A 23008-nucleotide genomic window follows, 5' to 3' on the forward strand; every position below is an offset into this window, starting at 1 on the left:
TTTGGTTTCAACCTCTTTTTTTATTTTACTAGATTTGTGGAGCGGGGGACGGTTCTTCTGCCTCACAAAGTGAGGCAAGAGAACCGTCCCCATGCATCACTACTAGGAGTATATTCCTTTTTTTCGGGAATGAAAAAGATAGGAATAACTGGTGATATTTATTTTTTGTTCTATTTTTCATAATATAACCAGGCTCTTAGTCTCTTAAAAAAATCGGCTATATCATCAATGTCTAACTTTGTCGAAACTATGTTAATATGATCCGAATTTTGTAATAATAAGTAAAATGATAGTTAACACTACCTACATAGTTAACTGGAATAATACTAATTTATTACTTATAAAGAATACCTTTTGGTCCTGTATACAAGAGGGGAGGATTATGATGAGCATTGATAGTAAAATAAATATCCTATTAGTCGATGATAGACCCGAGAATTTATTAGCTTTGGAAGCGATTATTGAGCATGAAGATTACAATCTAGTAAAAGCTTCTTCGGGTGAAGAGGCACTAAAATGCCTGCTAAGGCATGATTTTGCGGCAATCTTGCTAGATGTACAAATGCCCGGTATAGACGGCTTCGGGACAGCCAAGATCATTAAAGCACGCGAAAAGACGAAAAACATTCCGATTCTTTTTATTACCGCCAACAATATGGATTCTGAGCATATTTTCGCCGGATATTCCCTCGGTGCTATTGATTATATTCTGAAACCTCTCGAGCCTACTATTTTAAAAGCAAAAGTCGAACGTTTCATTGAGATTTATAAATTAAATCAGCAGCTAAGACAGCAAGCCGCTATTCTTACGGAGAAAACAAAGGAATTAGAAAAGGCTAATGAGGAGCTGTCGAATTTGACTTCTCAATTGCGCATTTCCGAAGCATTAGCAAATGTGATCAGTGAAACCTCCATTGATACCATGCTTGTCATTGATGAAAGTGGGAGGATCTTAAAAGTCAACCCAGCCATTAAGGGAATGTTTCAATATCATGAGCATGAATTAATTGGAAAAAGTGTATTTGGGCTATTTTTAGGAGAAGAATCTACTAACTATATTAATAGTCTATTAAATACGATAAAGAATGTAAGTTATCTATCGGGTAATGACAATCTGGAAGAGATTAAGGCTACTAGAAGAGATGGAACAGCCTTTCCTGCCGAAATCCAAATTGGCAAAAGATATGTACAGGATCGGTGTCTTATTGCCGTTACGATCCGTGATATTTCCAAGAAGAAGCATGATCAGGAAAAGATTACCCATATGGCCTATTACGATAGCTTGACGGAGCTGCCGAATAGAAGATTATTTAATGAAAAATTAACGTTCATGCTAAATAAAGGCAGGCAGTCTTATCAACCTTTAGCGATGATGTATTTGGACATGGACCGATTTAAATATATTAATGATTCACTCGGGCATATTGTAGGGGATAAATTGCTACTGGAAATTGCCAAAAGACTTTCGGCCACTACGAGAGCTCAGGACTTAGTGGCAAGGTTAGGCGGAGACGAATTCACTATTCTCTTACCGGATACAGACCGGGAAAGCGCACTTGAACTAGCAGAGACTATTATAGAGGTTTATAAAGAGCCATTCTTTATTGATAACTATGAATTATACATGACCACTTCTATAGGAATTAGTGTCTTTCCCTACGACGGAGAGGATGCCCAAGTATTAATGAGGAACGCAGATGCAGCCCTTTATCGTGCAAAAGAACAAGGGAAAAATAGATATAAGGTATTCCATTCCGGGATGAATATCCAATCCTATAAGAACTTTATTTTAAGGAACGACTTGCGAAAAGCGATCGAACGTGAGGAGTTATCCATTGTTTATCAACCTCGAGTAGATATTGAAACGGGTAAAGTTAGACATGCCGAAGCCTTATTAAGATGGAATCATCCGAATTGGGGCCCTGTCTCTCCTGCGGAATTTATCCCGCTGGCAGAAGAGTCGGGGGACATAATGGCATTTGGCGACTGGGTGCTTAAGTCTGTTTGTCTGCAAAATAAAGCTTGGCAGCAAGCTGGATATGCCCCCATTCAAATATCAGTGAATTTCTCAGCCCAACAATTTTTACAAAAAGCCTTGGTTAGCAGCATTCAGCAAATTTTAAAGGAAACGGAACTAGGCCCAGAATGGTTAGAAATTGAAATTACCGAATCAACCATATTGGGAAACGAGGAGATCATCACAAGAACATTAAACCAACTTAGAAAATGGGGGATTCGGATCAGTATCGATGACTTTGGAACAGGTTATTCCTCATTAAGCTATCTCATGCGTTTTCCAGTCCATACCATAAAAATTGATCGATCCTTTATAAGCGATATTTCCAAAGATGCCTCTCATAGCCAAACGCTCATTTCCTCGATTATTTCGTTAGCTCACGGACTGCATATGTCTGTGGTTGCTGAGGGTGTTGAAACAGAGGAACAGTTAGATTTTTTGAAAAAATACCAATGTGACGAGGCCCAGGGTTACCTTTATTCTCCTCCTGTACCTGCTGCCGAATTCGAAGCGTTTCTTGTTCCGGCTCTCTCTAAAACAACGAACCGCAAGGGAATTATCCGTTTTGAAAAGAAGGAAAAGAGTAATAAAGGGGAATTAACGAGTGGACATGTGGAAGCTTCCCGTGCGTTTTCAAGTGCATCGCTTCTCGATGCAGCACTCCTTCGTACTGAACAATTATACGCTATTTCATCAAGAGAAATGGATGTATTTAAGCTTTTAGTAAATGGGTTAAGCAATAAAGAAATTTCAGATGTGTTATTTATTAGTGAACATACAGTAAAAAATCATATTACACGGATTTTTCAAAAACTAGCCGTCAATGACCGCCTGCAGGCTATGGCAAAGGTATACCAAACATGTATTGAAGAGGGTGAGAATCTTAAAGCATAAGATAGGGACATTCAGCATGTAAAATTTAGTGCGAGGAGCTCTTTATGAAATTCAAAACGAAGCTAATTCTGGGAATTAGCAGTAAACCAATCATTGTTCTTCTCATCATTGTTTTTGGGTTATTACAGATTCAAAATCTGACGAAATTGACAGAGCTTACTCAACATAATTATGAGAAGGCATTGTTAGCTGAACAAATCCAAAAGGAAATAAAAGATGAAGCCATTAGTTTAAGAAATGTGGTCCTTTTCACTAACAAAGCTTCGATTCAAAAGGAATTGGATCATGTTGAAATGTTAAGTGAAAGAGTGAGTCAGGATCTTACCTTGTTGGAATCTAAAGTCAATACCAGCGAGCAAAAAGATATGGTCCATAAATTAAAGGAAATTATTATTGAATTTAATGTTTATAAAGATAAAGTAATCGAACTTAATGCTAAAGGTGAAAAGGCTGCAGCGATTCAATTGATCGATAACAACGGGCATTCACTTCATGACAAGCTTTTACAAGAAATTACAGTCTTTACCAACCATTTTGAGACCAACATGAGTTCATCTTTTGATGATTCAACCAAAAGCTTCAAGTGGCAAATAGCGATCACCAGTCTTATTAGCCTAATCGCCATTGTTCTTTCATCCAGTTATATCGTCCGAATCGTGTGGGAATTTGCGAATCGGTTAAGTAAAGTTTCGAATGTCATGGAAAATGTCGCAAATGGAAAGGCCGACCTTCGCACAAAGGTTGAAGTAACATCCAATGATGAGGTTGGTGAGGTTGCTCGTTCTTTTAATACAATGGTGCAGTCGTTGGCGGAACAAAGAATGCGGGAACAAAGTTTGCTCTGGGTAAAGTCCAATATTGCGGACATTACCACTAGTTTAAGTGGTATACAAAATCTAGAAACACTGTCTCAAACGTTTCTTTCAAAGGCTGTACCTTTACTTGACTCCTGTCATGCGGTCCTGTACGGCAAGGAAGATTCGTCCCTTACCTTGCTTGCATCCTATGGAAAAATGAACGATAAACAGCATCCCATTACATTTAAACTTGGGGAGGGCCTCATCGGACAGGCTGCCATTGAGAAAGCCCCCATTATTCTTACAGATGTCCCATCAGACTATATACAAATAAAAACTGGTGTGGGGGAAAGAACACCTTTATATCTTTCTATTTTCCCGATTCTGTTTGAAGGCGAAGTAAAAGCGGTATTAGAACTGGCATCCTTTAAAGCTTTAACGGAGGAACAGAATGGCTTATTGGACGAAATCGCGAAGAGTTTAGGGATTATTCTTGAGAGTGTGTATGGAAGAATTCGACTTGCTCAATTACTGCAAGAATCCCAGATGTTAACGGAAGAGGTCCAGGCACAATCTGAGGAGTTACAGGCACAGCAGGAGGAACTCAGAGCTACAAATGAAGAGTTAGAGGAACAAACACAAGCACTAAGACAATCAGAGCTAACACTGCAGTATCAGCAGGAAGAATTGGAACAAACCAATAAGGAATTGCTGGAAAAGGCGGCCATTTTAGAAGAGAAAAATAAAATGTTCGAATTAACGAACAGGGAAGTGGAAAGTGCCCATGCCGAACTTGAAGAACAGGCAAGGCAGATTGCGTTAAGCTCTAAATATAAATCCGAATTTCTGGCCAATATGTCCCACGAGCTTCGAACGCCATTAAATAGTTTGTTGATTCTTTCTAAATTGCTTGCGGAAAATTCGGGGGGGAACCTTACCGAAAAACAGGTAAGGTTTTCAAAGACGATTCATTCTTCTGGCCGTGATTTATTGGTACTCATTAATGATATTTTAGATTTGGCAAAAATTGAATCAGGAAAAATGAGGGTGAATCCAGGTAAAGTACTGATTAGTGATCTAGTAGAGTTTGTGGAAAATAGTTTTAGGCCCATCGCAGACGAAAAGAACGTAAACTTCCACATTTCTTTACAGGATGGTCTGCCGCTATCCCTTATTAGTGACGAACAAAGGTTACAGCAGGTTCTAAAAAATCTCTTGTCCAATGCCTTTAAGTTCACGAATCAAGGCGAGGTAAGGCTTGAGATTGGATTGTCTTCTAACATCGTCGAGCAGCCGACGTATGTTTTTTCTGTCGTTGATACCGGGATTGGGATTCCAGATGATAAACAGGAGCTTATTTTTGAAGCCTTCCAGCAAGCTGACGGTACGACGAGTCGGAGGTTTGGCGGAACCGGATTAGGTTTGTCCATTTGTCGAGAAATAGCCAATCTTTTAAACGGTGAAATTGTGGTTGAAAGTGAACAGGGGAAGGGAAGCAGATTTTCTTTTTATGTAGCGGATTTTCAAGAGGAGGCCCAGGAACAAGAACAGTTTAAGCCCTTGAAAGAGGTGGCCGTAACGATTGAATCCACAAATGTAAAGCGAGAGGAAATAAGTGAACCCGCCAGTGTACCTGAAAAAGACCTTACGTTAGATGTCAATCAACCGATAAAAAGGCTTTTGATAGTCGATGATGATGTGAGACAACGCAATAGTTTAATGGAATTGGTAGGCGCAAAAAATGTCATCATCAAAGCTGTCTCAACGGGTTTGGAGGCAATGGAAGAGTTAAAGGTAAACAAGTTTGATTTTATGATCCTTGATTTAGGATTAACAGATACAAATGGAATGGACTTATTAGCAAAAATTAAGACTAGCCCTGACAACGAACAGTTACACGTATTTATTTACACGGGCCGTGACTTAAGTGCGAAAGAAGAGATCCATTTATTAAAATACACGAATACCATCATTATCAAAGATCAACATTCACCGCAAAGGTTAATGGATGAATTAGAATTATATTTGCATTCCGAAAGTGAAAAAGAGGAAGAAAGTGGGAACGTGGACACTGCCGATCAAGTTACGGTTCAGGAGGAGCTTGAGGGAAAGAGGATTCTTCTCGTGGATGATGACGTCCGAAACGTCTACGCATTAATGAGTTTACTCGAAACTTATCATATGGATATTACATTTGCCGAGAATGGCAAGGAAGGTATTGAACTTTTAGAAAAAGGTCCTGGTTTTGATTTGGTATTGATGGATATCATGATGCCTGAAATGGATGGATATGAAGCCATTCAAAGAATAAGAGAAAAACCGCAATACTCTTCTTTACCTATCATTGCCCTAACGGCAAAGGCGATGAAGGAAGATCGGGAAAAGTGTATAAAGGCAGGAGCGTCTGACTATATTGTGAAGCCTTTTGACCCGGATCAACTAATCTCTCTGATAAGAGTGTGGCTATACAATAAAAAATAATAATCTTGGAGAATCCAGAATAAATGATTGAGAGGGCTTATGAGTAATCATTCGACAGAATCCCAACAGGATTTAGAAAAACTTGAAATCGACTTGTTATTACAAGGTTTATACACATGGTGCGGCTATGACTTCCGAAACTATGCTTATAAATCGATCCGAAGGAGAATCTGGCATAGGATCCATGCCGAAAAACTTTCAAGTATTACGGGGTTGTTAGAAAAGATCTTACATGACCCAGCTTGTTTAAAAAGGCTCATTTCTGACTTCTCGATTCACGTAACAGAAATGTTTCGCGATCCCTTATTTTTTCTAGACTTCAGGGAAAAGGTCGTTCCCCAATTGCGGACTTACCCTTCAATTCGGATCTGGCATGCAGGTTGCTCGACTGGTGAAGAAGTGTATTCCATGGCAATGCTGCTCCATGAAGAGGGCATCTATGAAAAGACCAAGATTTACGCCACCGACATCAATGCGGAAGTATTAAAAATTGCTAAATTAGGGGTATTTCCGTTAGAACAGATGAGGAAATATACGAATAATTATATTTTGGCGGGAGGAAAAAAGGCCTTTTCTGACTATTATCAGGTCACCAATAACGGTGTGAAATTCCATCCGTTCCTTTCCAAGAATATCGTCTTTGCCCAGCATAATTTAGTGACAGATCATTCATTTAATGAATTTCATGTCATTCTTTGCAGAAATGTGTTAATTTATTTTAATAAAAACCTGCAAGATAAAGTCCATTCCCTCTTTTATGAAAGTTTGGGAAAGTTGGGGATTCTTGGCCTCGGTGATAAAGAGACGATTAACCACACAATGAAAGCCGACTGCTATGAAACCATTAGCAACAGTCAGAAATTATATAAAAAGATAAACTGAAATAAGGGCCAGAATTGGCCTTTTTTTATGTAAAAAAATACGGGGAGTTTGGACTGTTTGTATATAGGAAGACCTTCCTTATTTTCATGATTGTTCATATTGGGAAGGTTTGGTGATATTTTATTTTTTCCTGTTATTTCATAATGAAACTATAAAAATAAAGCAGTTATAGTAAAAGTGGAGGAAAAAATGGATAATGCCTCATTGATCTTAGAACAGATTTCAGAACTGAAAAACAAGTTAGAAAGTCTTGTTTATTTATATGGCTTTTCCAGTCCGACAGTGTTGACATGCAGTAGAGAACTAGATGAATTAATTTATCAAATTCAATTATTAAATCATGTACCTCTAAATAGAAATGACCACAAAACTCGTGAAATTGAGGGGAATTATTAGTGAGCATACTTCAAATTGCAAAGACTACAAACACGATATCCTCTGATGATTTTCATAAACAAAATATCCATCAATCAATATTTCATCATCATCCTGATACCATTTTCACAATGGACTTAGTGGGCAATATTTTAAGCTGCAATAAAAGTATAGAAGGCTTTCTTGGGTACTCCTCAAATGAGATTCATGGATTGTACCATGCCTTAGTTAAAAAAGAAGATCTGGACCGGGTTTCAGATCATGTTCAACTTGCTGTAGGCGGGCAGGTGCAACAATATAATTGCAGCTGCATTCATAAAGCCGGACATTATGTCGAAGTTACCGTTACCAATATTCCTATGTTTTCCAATGGTGAGGTAGTAGGCATTTACGGAATTGCGAAAGACATTTCAAAACTTATTCAGACTGAGACACGGTTAAAGGAAAGTGAAACACAATTCCAGCAAATTTATGAAAGTCTAAATTTAGGTGTTTGGTCTTGGGATATCCGCGCTCGTAAAGTTGTTTATGTATCTTCAGGCATTGAAGCCTTATCAGGAATCAAAAAAGAAGATTTTATGAATGGTTCCCGTGATTGGATAGAACTAATTCATCCTGAAGATTTACAGTGCTTTGAACAAAGCCAGATGGAGCTTAGAAATGGGGAAACCTGTATATATCAGTATCGGATTGTGGATTCTTCAGGAGAAATAAAATGGGTCGAGGCGCGGACATTTCCCATTTTAGACTCCGATGGAGCCTTAGTACGTCTAGATGGTCTAGTTACTGATATTCATAACAAGAAATTAGAATATGATCAGATTAATTATTATGCCTATCACGATTATTTAACCGATTTGCCGAATAGAAGGCTATTTGAGGAGAAATTAGAGCATTTGGTAAGAAAACATAAGGAAGAGTTTGTATTGTTTTATTTGGATTTGGACCGCTTTAAGTTTGTGAATGATACATTAGGACATTCTGGAGGAGATCAACTTCTAAAAGAAGCAGCAAAAAGATTGGGCAGCCATCTTACTGAAAATGATCTGTTAGTAAGACTCGGCGGCGATGAATTTGCCATTATTCTAACGAATTGTCATCCGAAAGCCGCAAATGAAGTGGCATTAAAAATACAAAGGGAATTTGAATCCCCATTTATCATTCAAGATTATCACTTACACATTACGACCAGTATTGGAATCGGCATTTTTCCACGTGACGGCAGGACCATGAATGAGCTATGCGCCAATACGGATATTGCTTTATATCGCGCAAAAGGACTGGGGAAAAACAATATTCAGTTTTACACTCCTTCGATGACAACTGAATTTCATGAACAATTTCTGATGGTCAACGATTTGATGAAAGCCATTCAAGAGGAACAATTCATCCTCCATTATCAGCCAAAAGTGGACCCAAAGACCAGGGAAATTAAGGGAGCCGAGGCTTTAATTCGTTGGAACCATCCTGAAAGGGGAATTCTTCCTCCTGATCATTTTATTCCATTAGCAGAAGAAACGAATTTAATTATTGATTTAGGGGATTGGGTTATTGGGGAGGTTTGTAAGCAAATTAAACAATGGTTGGAAGATGGAAATACAATCGTTCCCATATCGATCAATATTAGTGCGAAACGTTTTTTAAAGGATGATCTTGTTAGCAAATTGCAAATGATTCTAGCTGAAACCAACATCGATCCGAAATGGTTGGAGTTTGAAATTACCGAGACATCCCTTATTCAAAATGAAATAAAAGTTTTAGCGACCATCAATGCTTTAAAAGAGAGTGGTATTGCGATCTCCTTAGATGACTTCGGGACAGGATACTCCTCGATTAATTATTTGAAAAAATTTAAAGTGGATTTTTTAAAAATTGATCGTTCTTTTATTAATGCTATTCATTCTAGTTTTGATGATGAGGCGATCATCAAATCAATCCTTTATTTGGCACAAGAACTAAAAATAAAGGTGGTAGCTGAAGGGGTTGAAACAGAAGAGCAACTTGATTTTTTGTTAAAGCACAAATGCAGTCTGATTCAAGGATATCTGTTTAGTAGGCCTGTGGATGTAGCTGCGTTTTCCCAACTCCTATCTAAGAGCAATGATTGGCGGAGGATTAACACTTGAAAAGTTTGTCGATAAATACTCGGAAAATTCCATTACCCCTTCTTTCGTTATGTGTGTTTATTATACTCATACCCGATTTTTTAGATGATTATGAAAGGTTTTATATTGATGATCTGTCTTGGTTTGCATTGCTTATCCCGTGCTTCATCTTTTCCTATTATTTAGGGTTGTATGGCGGTGTTTTTGCTGGAATCATCGTCAATGCCTATCATCTAAGCTGGTTCTTTTATGAGAAAAAATTCCACAGTGTAAATGTGATCGATGAGAACTCCGCCTTGCATATTGGGATTTCGTTGATCACCCTTTCTTGCTCGATTGGGGTTGGGGCATTAGCGGAGAAACTCATAAATAGGCAGCTAAAAATACAGGAGTTAAATGCAAAACTAACCAAAATGGCTTTATATGATTCTTTAACAGGACTTCCCAATAGACATTACTTTATAAGAGAGTTAGAGAATGCCTTAAAGAAAAAGGGCCAATCCTATTTAATGTTTATTGATTTGGATGGCTTTAAAAGGGTGAACGACCGGTATGGCCACGAGGTTGGGGATCAACTTTTAATAGAGGTTTCCCGAAAACTGCTAGAAATAGAAAATGAGGGTACTTTTGTGGGCCGTCTTGGAGGTGATGAGTTCACAGTATTGCTTAGAGGTGTTAGCATACATCAAGCAGAAGCTGAAGCAAATCGGATCTTAAACCTCCTGCAGATAAGCGTCCACGATTGTAAAATCTCCGCGAGCATCGGCATTGCTATGTGCCAACCAGAAGACACTCCCGCTTCAATACTTAAACTCGCGGATTTAGCAATGTATAAATCAAAATCGTCTGGAAAGAATACAGTAAATCTTGTCTATTCAATGGAATAAATAATGATAAATCTAGGCGGACAGTTAACACACTGTTCGCCTTTATTTGAGTGGGTGATGCATGGGGACGGTACTTGTGCCTCACTCACTCCGCGATGATGCATGAGAACCGTCCCTGTGCCTCAAAAACTGATAAACTATTCCAAAAAGTTTGACAATCGAAATATATTAGCCTACCTTTTTAATAATAGGATAAAAAGAGAGGACATGTGGAAGGCAGATGGGATTACCAGGAAAATTAGATGAAAGTGTTCGTTTACAGTCCAATAGAAAAAGGAAATCTTTTTTTCACGATATTAATAGTCAAAATCTATCGTCAGGTCTGATTTCTAGCACATTACTTATGACGGGGCCGGCGTTAATTATTTTGCAGGCTGCAGCCGCAGGCCACTTTACCAATGAGCAAACGATTACCTGGATGTTTGCCGCCAATTTTTTTCCCGGTGTAGTTGGCATTTTGATGGCACTTCTTTTTAGAAAGCCGATCACTGGCGGCCATTCCATCACGGGAGCAGCTTTCCTCGCAACGGTTACGGCCCATTTTACATTTCCGGAACTCATCGGCGGCTATGTGTTGTCGGGGCTTACGATCCTAATCGTAGGTGTTTCCGGACTTTTTACAAAAATCATCAAATGGGTGCCGAAGGAAGTGATATCGGCGATGCTGGCAGGATTGGTCACTGGATATGTTGTAAAGCTGATTCCAGCCATTCAAGAAATGCCGGTGGTCGGGTTGGCGGCCTTGGTCAGCTTTTTTGTATGCACCAAATACAGCAAGCGGATTCCTGCCGTCATGGCAGCGGTCGCCGTGGCGTTTGTTGCCCTTTTTTTCACACAGGATCTCGACTTGAGTTCACAGGGAATTCCTTTTTCTTTGCCGTCACTGCATGCTCCGGAATTCTCGTGGATGGGAGTGTTGACCTTGGCGCTTCCGCTTGCGATGTTAGTCCTTAGCAATGATGCGGCACCAGGAATAGGCGCCCTGGAAAGCGAGGACTATGACCCGCCTATCCGTAAAATTGTCACCATTAGCGGTGTGTTTTCAAGCATCACGGGGTTTTTCGGCGGCCATTGCGCGAACATCGCCGGCATGATGACAGCGATATGCGCAGGGCCTGATTCTGGCGAAAAATCAAAACGATACGCAGGATCTGTGTTGTGTGGGATTTTCGTGATGTTATTTGGTATTTTTGCATGGAAAATCGTGCCCTTCATCCAATCACTGCCACAGGCATTCGTCTCGCTGCTAGCAGGCTTTGCCTTAATCGGGGTGCTGCATTCCAGTCTGCAGCAGGGATTTTCCGACAACCGCTACCGCTTAAGTGCATTAGCTGCATTTCTCATCGCTCTGTCGCAAGTCTCCTTTCTCCACATCAGCGCACCTGTTTGGGCGCTCATAGTTGGGGCTGTGATTGCGAAGACTGTTGAGAAATGAGGCAGAGGGACGGTTCTTTTGCCTCATTTTGGGGACATGAGAACCGTCTATGTGGAATCTATAGCCAAAAACCCCGGGCGGAGTGCCTATCCTAGGTTTTTGAGGTGGTTTCCATTTATTTGGATATACTTTCCGGATTGGTCTGGTTACTTTCATTTTGATGGTTTTACTTTCACTTTTTGGCTAGATACTTTCCGAATATCCACTTTTATTTTCTTAAACATCCAATATACTTTCCATTCTCTTTTTACCGCCCTCTAGAAGTGCCCTATAATTGGCTTTTTATCTGAACTTACCCCCTTTTTCAAGATTCGTGGATTGTTTTTAGGTAATATGATTATTAAGAATAGAAACTATTTGGTTACAATGAAGAAGGTATGCTTTTAAAGGGAGGAAGTGCAAAAACAATGGATTTTGAAACGGTTATGCAGGAGCTTGAGGCGCTCGGCAAGGAGCGATTGAAAAAGATGTACATAGGCAATGGTGCACACGAGCCAGTTTTTGGCGTGGCAACAGGTGCGATGAAGCCGATTGCAAAGAAAATCAAGAAGAATCAGCCTTTGGCCGAGCAGCTTTATGCCACTGGGAACTACGATGCCATGTATTTTGCGGGGATCATTGCGGACCCAATGGCCATGACGGAGGCGGATTTTGAGCGCTGGATGGATGGGGCGTATTTTTATATGCTGTCCGATTATGTGGTGGCGGTCACATTGGCAGAAGCCGATATTGCGCAGGCTGTTGCTGATAAATGGATTGCCAGCGGGGAAGAACTGAGAATGTCGGCAGGCTGGAGCTGTTACTGCTGGCTATTGGGTAATCGTAAGGACACCGAGTTTAGCGCAAGCAAGCTTGCCGGTATGCTTGACCAGGTGGAAAAGACGATTCACGATGCTCCGGATCGAGCAAAATCGGCGATGAATAATTTTATCTACACCGTCGCAATTTCCTATGTGCCGCTTCATGAAAAGGCGGTTGAAACCGCAAAGGCTGTTGGCCCGGTCGAAATCAAGCGGGATAAGAAAAAGAGCAGTATCCTGAATGCTTCCGAAAATATTCAAAAGGAGATTGATAGAGGGAAGCTTGGGTTTAAACGTAAATATGTTAGGTGCTAGCACTACACGGGAACGAAGCTCAATACAACATTGGAAGGTCGCTAACAAACTAGGATAAGTGGCTATTTCTCGATCAGGCGCAATTCTGCAGAAAGAATTGTGCTTTTTTCATGTTAACGGCCAGATAATTGCATAACACCTTTTAAAAAAACGTATCAGCAAGGCGGAATGTAGTTTATAAAGGAGGCCTTTTTATGGCAGAACAAAGCAAAAGGAAAGGATACAAAAATCATTAAGGATAAGTTTCTCCATAAAGAGAATCTTAACTATATATATTCCGTTTTTATGTTTGGATATTAAGTGTTTATTTATGAAGGAAATGATCATGAATATTGCCGACGTTATGATTCGTACGAACGGAGAAGCAGCATCCAATTCTTCGTAATCCATTGTAAAGGGTGTTTAATAGTGAAGGCGGCTGAATTACTAGTAAAGTGTTTAGAAGAAGAAGGCGTAAAATATATCTTTGGGATACCAGGCGAGGAAAATATCGATCTTATGGATGCTCTACTGGATTCAACGATTAATTTTATCGTAACCAGACATGAAACGAGTGCAGCTTTTATGGCAGGGACCTACGGAAGGTTAACGGAAAACCCGGGTGTGTGCTTAGCCACATTAGGTCCAGGAGCAACAAATCTTTTAACAGGTGTGGCAAATGCCAACATGGATTTGAATCCAATTGTTGCGATTACTGGCCAAGCTAGTTTAGACAGGCAGCATAAAATTAGTCATCAGTATTATGATTTGATCCATATCTATGAACCTGTAACAAAATGGAATGCACAAATTAAAAAGGGAGAAATCATCCCTGAAGCAGTTCGTAAAGCATTTCAGGTATCTACTCAAGATAAACCTGGTGCTGTCCACATCGATCTCCCAAATGATGTTGCTGGAATGGAGGTTCAGGGAACTCCCTTAAAGGGAACTGTCCATACTTTAACAGAAGCAGGGGATCAGGTCATTAAACAAGCAGTCCAACTTATTGAGCAGGCTGAGCACCCACTTATTTTAGCTGGTAACGGGATAACTAGGGGACATGCTGCTGATCAATTAAGGGCTCTAGTGGAAAAGGTCAATATCCCTGTTGTCCATACTTTCATGGGAAAAGGAGCTCTTCCATGGACCCATGACTTAAGTTTACTTACAGCAGGCATAGGCGGGAATGATTACATTACTTGTGGGTTTAATCATTCCGATTTAATTATCGCGATTGGTTTTGATATTGCAGAATATGCTCCATCTAAATGGAATCCTAATGGTGCTACCTCCATTTTACACATTGATACTGAAGAAGCAGAGACCGATCAATATTATCCTGTCAAACTAAACGTACTAGGAGATATCAAACGGAATTTAGAAAAGTTGCATCAAGTTCTTTCCCCTAGAGAAAGGAATAATTCATGGGTATTGAACGTTCGGAATAAGGCACTGGCTGAGCTGCAGCAATTTAGTGTCGATACGAGCTTCCCCCTCAAACCTCAGAAAATTATTTCCGATTTAAGAGCTGTTTTAAAAGAAGATGATATCGTGATTTCAGATGTGGGGGCACATAAAGTATGGATGGGGAGGATGTTCCATACCTATCAACCGAATACCTGTCTTATTTCTAATGGCCTGGCATCAATGGGGATCGCTGTCCCAGGAGCGATAGGGGCGAAACTTGCCCAGCCGAATCGTACCGTTGTAGCGGTATGCGGAGATGGATCTTTTCAAATGACCGGCGCTGAGTTAGAAACAGCCAAACGACTGAATCTCCCGATTATTGTTTTATTATGGAGAGATGAAGGATATGGCTTAATCGAATGGCATCAATTGAAAAAGTTTAACCGTCCTTCCCATATTAAATTTGGAAATCCTGACTTTATTCAGCTTGCATCATCTTACGGATTTGAAGCTTTGCAAATTAACAGGGCAGAGGAACTTAAACCTGCATTAGAGAAGGCCATTGCCATGAACAAACCTGTCTTCATTGATTGCCCAGTTGATTATAGTGAAAACATGAAATTAACCGAGAAATTAAGTCATCTTCAATGCTAAGAAAGGGAGGGTCAACATGCGGCTCGGTTCGATTATCAATGGTCAAGAGCGAAATGAACATAATCGAGAAACACTTGAGGTAAAAAATCCATATAATCAAGAAATTGTAGCGGAATTAGCTTTAGCGACAGAAGCTGATCTGAATGAGGCAGTAGAAAATGCCTTTGAAACTTTTCATTCCACGATGAAGATGATGCCTGCTCATCAACGGAGTGATATTTTACGAAAAGCTGCCGATCTTTTAGAGGAAAATCCTGAGGATTTTATAGACACGATTATCCGAGAGGCTGGTAAACCAATCAAATATAGCAGGGATGAAATCAATCGTTCCGTTCAAGTTCTAAGGTTTGCTTCTGAACTTGCTAAAAATATTACCGGAGAAGTCTTGCCAATGGATGCAGCCATTGGAGGGGAAAATCGATTGGGGTTAGTGAAACGAATCCCATTAGGTGTGGTAGGAGCCATCACTCCCTTTAACTTTCCGCTAAATTTGTCATTGCATAAAATTGCACCAGCGATTGCTGCGGGTAATACAATTGTTTTCAAACCAGCCGAGAAAACACCGGTGTCGGGTTATAAATTAGTCAAGTTATTTCAGGAAGCAGGCCTTCCAGATGGGGCACTAAATTTGTTAATGGGAACGGGAGAAGTAGGTGCATCTCTTGTCACGCATGAAAAAGTCCATAAAATATCCTTTACAGGAAGCTTAGCCGTTGGAAAGAAAATTCGTGAAACCGCCGGCTTTAAAAAAGTTATCCTAGAGTTAGGCTCCAATTCCCCTAACATCATATTCGACGATGGAGACATACAAACGGCTGTAACAAGATTAGTAACTGGGGCTTTTTCTTTTTCAGGACAAGTTTGTATCCATGCTCAACGAATCTTTGTACAAAAAAATGTTTATCAGGCATTTTTGGAACAGTTTATAAAAGAAACAAGGGCTTTGAAAATTGGGGATCCGATGGAGGAGGCCACAGATATCGGGCCCATGATTACGGAGAAAGAAGCGGAGCGGGCAAAGCTTTGGATTGATGATGCCGTCAAAAATGGCGCGAAAATAGAAGTGGGCGGCGATCGAGAGGGGAACATTCTTTCCCCGACCATCATGACTGATGTCGATCGTAATATGAAAATCATCGCAGAAGAGGTTTTTGCACCGATTGTATCAGTTATTCCGTTTGATACAGAAGAGGAAGTTATCGGATATGCTAATGACTCCATTTACGGTTTGCAAGCTGGTGTCTTCACCCAGGATATTGACCGAGCAATCAGGGTAGCCGACCAATTAGAAATAGGCGGTGTTTGGATTAACGATATCTCTACCTACCGGCAGGATAACCTGCCTTACGGCGGTGTAAAACAAAGCGGTGTAGGCAGAGAAGGAATAAAATATGCCATAGAAGAAATGACGGAACTGAAATTTATTGGCATTAAATTAAAGTAGGGACGTGGGGACGGTTCTTATGCATCAAAGAATTTGGATGTGTTGTGGATTAATATTTGTATTGAAAAAGCAAACGGCTCACAAAACTGAGCCGTTTATTTTTGTTTATTCAAGTTTCTTTTCAACTAATTAAGCATGTTGATTCGGCAGCGTTGCCATCATCGGATAAATTGAGAATCGTACCAGTGGAATCTTATTGAAGATTTCGACATTCTTCTGCTTACAAAATAATTGTAAACCCAGTTAAGGGAAGGGCTCAGTCTAATACTACACAATCGTTTGATTAACTGACAAAATTTTTGGAGGAATAGGCGAGGAAAGTCTATTAAATCAATAGTGTCTTAGCTTTTATCCAAACGTTTAAATAAGGAACGCGGTAGTAGAATTCGGTGGAAATTGTCGGATTTTCAAGTTTGTGTAAAACTTGCAAGAAATGATTCGCCTTAATCTGGCAGCATTCATCAAAATTTCCACGGAAATAGGGAACAGAACGTTAATTTATCAACGTTTTGTAGGAATTTACTCAAACGTTTGTCTGACCGACAAGCATTTTCGTAAAAGTGGAAGAAAAAAACCTTCAGTAACAAGGCATTGAATCCGTTTAATTAAACGTTTGATTGGGTTGCACATGGGCAACACTTTGTTGGAATAGCTCGAACAATGTGAAGCATGGGGACGGTTCTTCTGCCTCATTCTTATTTAATTATTGGAAATAATGATGCACGAGAACCGTCCCCATGCATCATCCACAATGCAACAATGTAGGCTATTTTTCATACTATATTTTGGGGGTGGAAAAATGCCAAGAGCAAATTACCGAAGTTCAGACGTTAGTTTAATGGCGAGGATGATGAGGGCAGAAGCTGAGGGTGAAGGAAAATTAGGAATGTTATATGTTGGGAATGTCATTGTAAATCGACTTGTGGCAGATTGCTTAGACTTTAAGGGGCTAAGATCAATCAACTCCGTTATTTTTCAAGTACAAGGAGGAAATTTTTCCTTTGAAGCTGTTCAAAAAGGGAACGTATTTTATCAAAGAGCTAGAACTTCTGAAAAAAGATTAGCCAAACAAAACTTGGATTATTGGAGACAACACCCAGGAAAATATGCCCTTTGGTATTTTAATCCACATGCGCCATGCCCTCCAACATGGTACGATCAACCACAATCCGGTCAATTTAAAAATCATTGTTATTATGAACCAAAACCTGGAACATGTGATAGTGTGTATCAAGGGTAGGCCAGGGCATTGACCCGGTTTAATTAAACGTTTGATTAGGTTGGACATGGGCAACAATTTGCTGAATTACATCGAACAATATCGAGTGTTGGGACGGTTCTTATGCCTCACAAAGTGAGGCATAAGAACCGTCCCCATGCATCATTTCACCCCGCTCAAATCAATAAACGGGGTTGCCCCGCCGGTTACGCTTGGGAGGCGTCCGTCCCATTTTTCCAAGGCTTTTTCTTGTACTTCGATTTGTTTCAGTTGGATTAGCTCGGGTGTGACTTCTTCTTTTTTCAATTTTAATGACTCTGCTTCGGCTTGCGCTTGTGTAACTTGTTGTTCGGCTTCAATTTTGATTCGATCTAAATCCCTTTGGGCCTTTAACGCATTTTGTTCGGCTGTTTGCTTCAATTCAATCGCTTTGTTGAATTCCTCGCTAAAAGCAAATTCTTTAATATTGATATCTTCTAGGAGCATATAATACTTGGTTAATTTCTTGTCCAGCATTTCCTTCACTTTAGCCGATACTTCCGGGCGTTTTGAAATCAGCTCTTCCGCTGTATATTGAGCGGTAATCGCCTTTAAGGATTCGGCGATGGCGGGATCCACGATGCGGGTACGATAATCAAGACCGATTTCCTGAAATAGCTTATTGACCGCTCCTGGATCGACCGAGTAATTGACGGCCACCTTGGTTGTAACCATTTGTAAATCCTTTGAAGCAGCACTTTGCGAGCTTTCTTCTTTTTGGACCCGGACCTCTATCTGTTCCACATTTTGAATGAATGGAATTTTAAAATGAAAGCCCTCCGTCAAAATCGTTGGCTTCACTGCTCCTAATTGCAACAAAACTCCTCGATGTCCAGACTCCACCTTCGTGCTGGAAAAAATAAAAAGCACGATAACCAAGACTAAAATCACGCCACTGATTATATATTTTCCGTAATGCAAGGCGCTCCTCCTCTCCTTCTCATTAAAATATATGAATGAGAGGGTTGGTCTCATGCGGAAGCATGGGTATAAGTTCCCGTCTTACTTGAATATAAATAGGTGAAAACTATAGATGGAGGACTGTGTATGGCTTTTGTTGCAATCTATACTGTGGGCAGGCTCAATCACCCGTACAACCACCCGGCATCAAGTGAATTTTTCGAAGTGGGTAATGAAATCATTCATCAGGCCGCTAAAACTGGACAACTTATAGAGGTGTTTTCACCTGAAGGAGTCCCTATACCTGAAGAAGCCAAAAAGGGGAGTGGATTCCCTGTTCTTACTTTAACAATATGGAAAAACCTCGAAGCCTTATATCGTTTTACCTATTCAGGTCTGCATAAGCAAGCGTTGCGAGATCGAAGCAAATGGATGGAGCCTTATCCGGATAAACACCTTTCCTATGTAGTGTGGTGGGCGGAGAAGCAATGGGAAGTGTCATGGAAGGAGGCTTTCAAGCGATACAGCCATTATATTCAGAATGGACCCACTCCTTATGCGTTCGATTTTAAGGCTGCGTTTGATGAAAAAGGGGAGACGTGCTTGGTAAAGTGATGCATGGGGACGGTTCCTCTGCCTCAATTATTGAATTTGGGAGAATGATTGGTGCCTGCCACAATGGGAAATTTTATTATTTCCAAGCCTGATTGGTGTGATGGGGGAAGGTCTCTTCTGCCTCAGTCTTATTTGATTATTGGAAAAAATGATGCATGAGAACCGTCCCCATGCATCATCAAACGTTCAATAACATCGCTGTTTCATCACAGGAATGCAGTTTGGGGCAGTTTATGCAATCTTTCCACATTTTTTGGGGTAATTCGTTTTTATCTACCACATTAAAACCTAACTTTGAAAAAAATTCAATTTGATAGGTTAATGATATTAGTTTAGTAATTTCCAAGTTTGCTGTTTCTTTCATAATTTGTTTTACCAGTGCTTTTCCGATTCCTTTTCCAACATAAGCAGGGCTGACGGCTAATGACCTTACCTCAGCTAAATTCCGGTCAAGGATTGTCAAACTGCAAATCCCAACAACTTCGTCATTTAAAACGGCAACAACGAAACTTTGCAGATTTTCATAGATTGAAGGATAAGTTCTCACCAACAGCTTTCCCTCTTTGGCATACCCTGATATTAAATTATAGATACTTTCTGTATCGCTCATTATCGCTTTTCGAATGTTCATAGAAAATCCCCCAAGAGAATATATCAATATAACAAATTAAAACTATCCCAACTTAGTTACATATTAATAAATATACATTAAAGAGAATTTTTATACAACTATATATTCGCTGAATTTTCCGTTTTAGATATTTTTTCTCTTCGGGGAAGTAAAAAGGCCCGACTAGCACCTAATCGGTTGTCGGGCAATTTATGTGCGGGATTTTAATTGTACCCATGTCACACCCTTGCACCACTCCCCTAAGAAGTTCCCATTACTTTTTGGCCCTGCGGTTGTGTGTTGTTTGGGTTCGGCTCTAAAGTGATTCCGATAGCGTCAAACGATAGGGCTTGGGGGAGGCGGTAGGTGATTAGGCCGTTGCCGTTTTGATCAGGCTTTAAAGTCCCCGCATTTTGCCGAGTGCCGTTTTTTAATAGCCACACTTGGTATACTTCCTCATCATTGGTACGCGGTATATTATTTAATTCGATGACAAGATTGGTGGTGCCGCCTTCTTTAAGAAGGTAAGCATTGCCGTTTGCCGAAGCGGCTAAACCCTGCCCTTTTAGGACATATGTCGATACAATTTGGGCTGTGTCCGCTTCTTTTGTTTCTAAGGCTGTAATCGTATCTTTTAATTGAAGGTTATTCCAATATAGTCCGACTAAGCCAATGACTAGAACGACAGCAACAGCAGTGGATAATGGCGAGAAATGCTTTTTGAAATGGAGCTTTAAGTGTTCGCTAAAGCTTTTCTTCGCTGTTTCTACTTTCTGGTCCTGCTGAGGTGCTTTATTCTCTTCAAAAATAAAGTTCATGACATCTGCTTTCAGTGTTTCTGGAACGTCCACCTCTTCAACTTCATAAGAAAGGGTCTGCCATAATCCTTGCAGCGATTCTAATTCGTGCTGACAGTGGGTACAAGTTTTCAAATGGCGTTCAAATTCTTCTTTTTCAAGCGGAGTCAATTCATTAATCATATATAAAGATAGGTTTTTGCATTTATTTTCCATGCCGAACCCCTCCTGTTTCCTCACTAAAGTAATTCCGAAGTTTTTTCAAGGTTTGATGCAGCCTGCTTTTAATAGTACCGAGCGGCTTCTGTTCTATTTCTGCAATTTCGCTTAAAGAGTAACCTTCCCAGTATAAAAGGTTGATGAGGCGTTGCTGTGGTTCAGAGAGATGGCGTTTGGCTTCCTGAATTTGTTGTTTTAATAGATTTCTTGATACTTGCTGCAGGACATCCTCCGACTGCTGCCCTTGAATTTGCACCATGTCATTCAATTCTAACGGGATGGTTCCGTTATGTTTTTGCTCTTTACGAATGAGATCAATCGCAATATTTCGGGTAATGGTAAGAAGCCAGTTCGCCAACTGCCCTTTTGCAGGATTATAGGTGCTTTTTGTCGTCCAAAGCCGGAGAAATACATGTTGGACTATTTCTTTTGTTTTATCTGTATCGCCCTTTGCTATTTTATAGGAGAAGCTATAGATAAGCTTTGCGTATCGGTCATATAGCTCTTCAAGTGCCGGACGATGCTTTTGGACAATTAGTCCAATCAGTTCTTCGTCTGTCTTCGATTTCATTGCCAGATTCTCTCCCTTACATTGCAGCGTTTTTACTAGTATAAATCATTGTGAAAGCGGAAGGGGAAACCTTTTCAAAATGAGAAAAAAGAACTGCCTGGCGGCAATTCTTCGAAAAGTTGCATTATTGGGGAAATGTTGTCTCGTTGTTAACAATAAACCAAACATCTTTAACGCCCTGTCCATTTACATCACCAGCTGCTTTGTCATTAACAAAGTAGTAAAGCGGAAAGCCTTTGTAGGTAGTCTGTTTCTCACCTGTGTCTGCTCTGGTAATGGTGCTGAAGTCTTCTTTGTTAAGTCCTTCTGGAGCTTCAAGGTTTTCAGAATAGAAGGAAGGCCAGTTCTGGAGACATTCGCCGCTGCAGTTTGAAGTGTTTGGCTGATCTTTGGCAAAATAGTAAAGTGTCATCCCTTTCGCATCTGCAAGATAGTTACCGACTTTTTCGTTTTCCTTCAGCTGCAGGGCTGTATCTGATTTGTCCGCCACTTTTTCGGCATCTTTGTTAACCTCTACGGCTGTCTCTTTTGCTTGATTACTTGTATCCTTGTCCTTTGCATTTTCTTTTGCACTGCACCCAACAAGAAGTACTCCTGCTAAAAGGAATAAAGTTAACCAACTCCACTTTTTCATTATGAACTCCTCCTTATTTGTTCTGTTCAATTAAGGTAACGAGGAAACACAAAAAACGGTTCGAATTTTATAGAAAAAAGTGCCGGGCATGGGCCAGAAGATTGGAGGGTACCTGCACTTACTTGTGAACGTTATTTCCATCCCCACTTTTGAAAGACTTGGTGGGATGCGTCGGTTTTTAGATAGTCAATGAATTGTTGGGCTTCTTTTTTATTATCCGTGCTTGTTGTTAGCGCAATCGGGGTTCCTCTGTAAAGCTTTTCTGCTTCTGGGAGCTCCACTAAATCGGTGACATCCTTAAGCCTATGGTGCCAGGATTCATATGTAATCCATGCGTCGTGTTTTGAATTGGATTTCCATATTTCGATTGCTTCGGCACTGGATTTTACGGAGATGTCAATATTTTGGCTAATTCCTCCGATTAGTCCCTTTCTTCCGGCCAAATCCTCCCATAATCCAAGCTGCCCGGCACCATTGACATCGATAATTTTCACGCCGCTTTTCGTTAAATCTTCAAGCGATTGAATGTTCTTGGGATTCCCTTTTCGTACTAAAATTCCTGCTGCACGGGCGTATAATTCTGTAAGTGATTTTTCATTGATCATTTCTGGATTGCTTAGCATGAAGCTGCGAAGCATGTACTCCGATCCTCCATAAACGATATCTGCATCTTGTTTGGCTTGGTTAACCCAGTTGGATTCAGGTCCAGCCGTTACGACAACCTTTATTCCTGTTTCCGCTGTAAATTTTTCTGCTGCTTCCTTCATTGGTCCCAGTGGTCCGCCTGGGCCGTACACTCGAATCACTCCATCGTTCGGCTGTTGAGACTTTGTTGAATCCTTCATGTTAGCGTAAACCGATAATCCAGTGGCCGTGAACAGAAGTAAAAAGATTGCGCCGAGTAACAGATTTTTTTTCATCCTCATTCCTCC

18 protein-coding genes are annotated in these 23008 nt (G+C 40.3%); 12 read left to right on the forward strand and 6 right to left on the reverse strand.

The genetic code is table 11. The annotated features are described in order from the left end of the window. Positions 1-385: 385 nt before the first annotated feature. From ACNQGS_RS25515 to ACNQGS_RS25565, 11 genes are all read left to right on the forward strand, one after another. Positions 386-2911, forward strand: a complete 2526-nt coding sequence (locus tag ACNQGS_RS25515; protein ID WP_491489778.1) for an EAL domain-containing protein — start codon at positions 386-388, stop codon at positions 2909-2911. Between the two features lie 44 nt (positions 2912-2955). After that, positions 2956-6189, forward strand: coding sequence for a response regulator (locus tag ACNQGS_RS25520; protein ID WP_491489779.1), 3234 nt, complete (start codon positions 2956-2958; stop codon positions 6187-6189). A gap of 39 nt (positions 6190-6228) precedes the next feature. Next, positions 6229-7071 carry a CheR family methyltransferase gene (locus tag ACNQGS_RS25525; RefSeq protein ID WP_491489780.1) on the forward strand — a complete coding sequence of 281 codons (843 nt, stop codon included), beginning with the start codon at positions 6229-6231 and terminating at the stop codon, positions 7069-7071. A gap of 189 nt (positions 7072-7260) precedes the next feature. Further along, complete coding sequence (locus ACNQGS_RS25530; protein ID WP_491489781.1) at positions 7261-7467, forward strand: aspartyl-phosphate phosphatase Spo0E family protein; 207 nt, start codon at positions 7261-7263, stop codon at positions 7465-7467. Continuing rightward, a complete protein-coding gene (locus tag ACNQGS_RS25535; protein WP_491489782.1) occupies positions 7467-9572 on the forward strand; it encodes a sensor domain-containing protein in 2106 nt (701 codons plus the stop codon). Before ACNQGS_RS25530 ends, ACNQGS_RS25535 begins: the two co-directional genes overlap by 1 nt. A gap of 53 nt (positions 9573-9625) precedes the next feature. Beyond that, on the forward strand, positions 9626-10438 hold the full coding sequence (locus tag ACNQGS_RS25540; RefSeq protein WP_491489783.1) for a GGDEF domain-containing protein: 813 nt from the start codon (positions 9626-9628) through the stop codon (positions 10436-10438). Between the two features lie 220 nt (positions 10439-10658). Then, positions 10659-11873, forward strand: coding sequence for a benzoate/H(+) symporter BenE family transporter (locus ACNQGS_RS25545; protein ID WP_491489784.1), 1215 nt, complete (start codon positions 10659-10661; stop codon positions 11871-11873). Positions 11874-12280: 407 nt separating this feature from the next. Continuing rightward, positions 12281-12988 (forward strand): DNA alkylation repair protein, encoded by a 708-nt coding sequence (locus ACNQGS_RS25550; protein WP_491489785.1) that lies wholly within the window; start codon positions 12281-12283, stop codon positions 12986-12988. Between the two features lie 408 nt (positions 12989-13396). Beyond that, positions 13397-15028 carry an acetolactate synthase large subunit gene (locus ACNQGS_RS25555; RefSeq protein WP_491489786.1) on the forward strand — a complete coding sequence of 544 codons (1632 nt, stop codon included), beginning with the start codon at positions 13397-13399 and terminating at the stop codon, positions 15026-15028. Positions 15029-15044: 16 nt separating this feature from the next. Further along, positions 15045-16472: an aldehyde dehydrogenase family protein gene (locus ACNQGS_RS25560; RefSeq protein WP_491489787.1), complete on the forward strand. Its 1428-nt coding sequence runs from the start codon at positions 15045-15047 to the stop codon at positions 16470-16472. A gap of 799 nt (positions 16473-17271) precedes the next feature. Then, the gene (locus ACNQGS_RS25565) at positions 17272-17712 is read left to right on the forward strand and encodes a cell wall hydrolase (protein WP_491489788.1); all 441 of its coding nucleotides are present in this window, start codon (positions 17272-17274) and stop codon (positions 17710-17712) included. Between the two features lie 141 nt (positions 17713-17853). On the opposite strand, the gene ACNQGS_RS25570 is transcribed toward ACNQGS_RS25565, so the two are convergent. Beyond that, a complete protein-coding gene (locus ACNQGS_RS25570; RefSeq protein WP_491489789.1) occupies positions 17854-18651 on the reverse strand; it encodes a prohibitin family protein in 798 nt (265 codons plus the stop codon). 126 nt (positions 18652-18777) lie between these two features. Between ACNQGS_RS25570 and ACNQGS_RS25575 the strand changes: the two genes are divergently transcribed. Beyond that, positions 18778-19245 carry a DUF3291 domain-containing protein gene (locus ACNQGS_RS25575; RefSeq protein WP_491489790.1) on the forward strand — a complete coding sequence of 156 codons (468 nt, stop codon included), beginning with the start codon at positions 18778-18780 and terminating at the stop codon, positions 19243-19245. A gap of 178 nt (positions 19246-19423) precedes the next feature. Here ACNQGS_RS25575 and ACNQGS_RS25580 read toward each other — a convergent pair whose 3' ends face one another. From ACNQGS_RS25580 to ACNQGS_RS25600, 5 genes are all read right to left on the reverse strand, one after another. Next, a complete protein-coding gene (locus ACNQGS_RS25580; protein WP_491489791.1) occupies positions 19424-19876 on the reverse strand; it encodes an N-acetyltransferase in 453 nt (150 codons plus the stop codon). 239 nt (positions 19877-20115) lie between these two features. Further along, positions 20116-20868 carry an anti-sigma factor gene (locus ACNQGS_RS25585; RefSeq protein WP_491489792.1) on the reverse strand — a complete coding sequence of 251 codons (753 nt, stop codon included), beginning with the start codon at positions 20866-20868 and terminating at the stop codon, positions 20116-20118. Continuing rightward, entirely contained in the window at positions 20858-21442 is a 585-nt protein-coding gene (locus tag ACNQGS_RS25590; protein ID WP_491489793.1) for an RNA polymerase sigma factor, read from the reverse strand. Before ACNQGS_RS25590 ends, ACNQGS_RS25585 begins: the two co-directional genes overlap by 11 nt. Positions 21443-21566: 124 nt before the next feature. Continuing rightward, the gene (locus tag ACNQGS_RS25595; RefSeq protein WP_491489795.1) at positions 21567-22076 is read right to left on the reverse strand and encodes a hypothetical protein; all 510 of its coding nucleotides are present in this window, start codon (positions 22074-22076) and stop codon (positions 21567-21569) included. A gap of 131 nt (positions 22077-22207) precedes the next feature. Continuing rightward, positions 22208-22996: an extracellular solute-binding protein gene (locus tag ACNQGS_RS25600; RefSeq protein WP_491489796.1), complete on the reverse strand. Its 789-nt coding sequence runs from the start codon at positions 22994-22996 to the stop codon at positions 22208-22210. Between the last annotated feature and the right edge of the window lie 12 nt (positions 22997-23008).

It is taken from the genome of Neobacillus sp. PVCKKU3 (genome assembly GCF_058323225.1).